General features: G+C 38.1%; 1 protein-coding gene. It reads left to right on the top strand.

Going from position 1 to position 586, the window contains the following annotated elements:
* Positions 1-338: transposase family protein (locus tag MiSe_RS49645; protein ID WP_226594990.1), on the top strand; the 338-nt coding region annotated here is incomplete at its 5' end.
* Between the last annotated feature and the right edge of the window lie 248 nt (positions 339-586).

Below are 586 nucleotides of genomic sequence, written 5' to 3' on the forward strand. Positions count from 1 at the left end.
GATTTGGCGAGCAATCCCGTGAAAGACCAACAGAGTATCAAGATCCAAAAAAGTATTACTCATGCCTGAAGAAAAGGCATACATTTAAAAACCAATTAATAGTGATGCCTACAGGTAAAGAAATAGTGGATGTAGTAGTAGGGAAACCGGGAGCAACCAGCGACATAAAAATATGGCGTTCAAGAAGGACAGAGTATAGTGATAACCAGAAGTTTCAAGGAGATAAAGCTTATGTGGGAGAACCAGCGATAGACACAACTCATAAAAAAAGTAGAAGTCAAGGAATTACAATTGAACAAAAACAGGAAAATCAAAAACCAGCCAAAAAAAGATGGTAGAGCATCTGATTAGGTAGGTGAAAAACTACAGGATAGCCGCTGAAAGATTTAGATTAAAATCTTCAAGATCTGAACGAGTAATTTTGGCAGTATGTGGATTAATCAGATGGCGAATAGGCGCGATAGTTTTAAATAGCTAAAAACTCTAAAAACTCTGAGTAAATATGATATCAGATTACCTGAGAAATCCGCTCCAGTGTGACTGCAACACTGCCAAAGCCTGATGTAACCGTTGGTTTTTGACTGCC

This window comes from Microseira wollei NIES-4236 (assembly GCF_020521235.1).
Classification (GTDB): Bacteria; Cyanobacteriota; Cyanobacteriia; order Cyanobacteriales; family Aerosakkonemataceae; genus Microseira; species Microseira wollei.